The sequence below is a fragment of the Pseudoalteromonas sp. SR45-6 genome, assembly GCF_014163545.1.
Lineage (GTDB): Bacteria > Pseudomonadota > Gammaproteobacteria > Enterobacterales > Alteromonadaceae > Pseudoalteromonas > Pseudoalteromonas rhizosphaerae.
Map to the genome: position 1 here is coordinate 1 of NZ_JACJDM010000138.1, position 1,341 is coordinate 1,341.

The 1,341-nt window shown below is 36.8% G+C and carries 2 protein-coding genes; both read left to right on the plus strand.

Annotation, left to right across the window (positions count from 1 at the left end; genetic code table 11):
- Positions 1–339 precede the first annotated feature (339 nt).
- Positions 340–633 carry a hypothetical protein gene (locus H5158_RS23190; protein WP_182795029.1) on the plus strand — a complete coding sequence of 98 codons (294 nt, stop codon included), beginning with the start codon at positions 340–342 and terminating at the stop codon, positions 631–633.
- Between the two features lie 4 nt (positions 634–637).
- A partial coding sequence (locus H5158_RS22520) for a hypothetical protein (protein WP_182740963.1) occupies positions 638–1,341 on the plus strand: 704 nt, incomplete at its 3' end.

Genomic DNA, 1,341 nt, shown 5'->3' on the forward strand with positions numbered 1-1,341 from the left:
CCGCTTGGGACACACTTATATCAATCAATAGAGCACTACTTCAAAATAGATAAAGATATAACAGAAAAACACGGATTTCCTGAGGAGTTAAAACCCTATTTAGACCCAGCAGATTGCCAAGTTAACCGTCAGGAAGTGTGGTAATTAAAAGCTAAATCGCTCTTTAAAAATTTAAAAAATTGAACCTAAAGTGATGCATTTAATTGCTTTAGGTTTAGTTTGCAGCTTATGTAGATAGCGGTATTGTTATTTTTCCTGATGGAAAATTAAGAAGACAGCCACCTTGAAATCCGCGTACTTTAGAAATGGAATAACAATGACACCCACCTTAATTTTTTAGTGACTGATTTATCAAGTGGGCAAGGTGTACGACTTGATTTAAATCAATATAACTGCACCGCTATATTTAAAGCGCTCAACACAACCAGAATCACGTTTAGACTACGTGTTAAAACGTATCCAAAAGGTAAAGGTGCGTCAGTGAGCACAGCCTTTGAGGAAAATAAATTTATATTGCCAGTATCAAAACGTGATGAAGACGGTGAACTTGAAGAGCCAGATAAATGGCTCACAACCGAAGTGAATTTATCACTGTTAAATTATGCGCTAAAAGAAGAATTAGGACTTGAGTAACAATATGATAAACACCGAGCAAGTATCTGAATTACGCCCCCCTAAAAAACCAACTGATATGGGGAAGTATTACCGAAAAGTGGAAATCAATTATGACAACCTGTTAGGAGAAAAAGATGAGGTTGGCGCTGATGGCCGTTATTATGGCCTATTGTTAATATCAAGTATGAAGGGTATCTTCCAAAAAGCTACTGTAGCATTGATGTTAACATTTTTCGGAATCTTAACAGTAATGCAAGTAATTGGGTTATTTAAAGCAAAAAGTTTACAGCACCTATTAGACTCACTGCTTTTTTACCCTTTGTTTATTCTAGGGCAAGTTTTATTATTAATAATTGCTTTTATTTACCATCGTAAAGCAAAAACCCCCAGAGCAACCTCTGTCGTTTTTGACCGAAAGACCGGCAATGTGAATTTCCCTGCGTTTGGTGGCAACCCAGAACTTGTGATCCCTTTTGAAGAAGTTGAGATGTACCGAGGCTCGTTAGGTTTTAGCTTAGGAAGAGGCATGCCTGTTACAAGTTTAATCCCTAAAAAATACCCTAAACATGGTAAAAGGGATTGCCAATACATAGTCGCGTTCGCTGATAGTTACGATCAAGCCTGTAATTTATGGACGTTATTAAATGAATATATGGATAAAAATAAACCTATCCCTTACGCAATGTTACCTTCAGTTCAATACTATCTAGATAAAGGGTGCAGCAC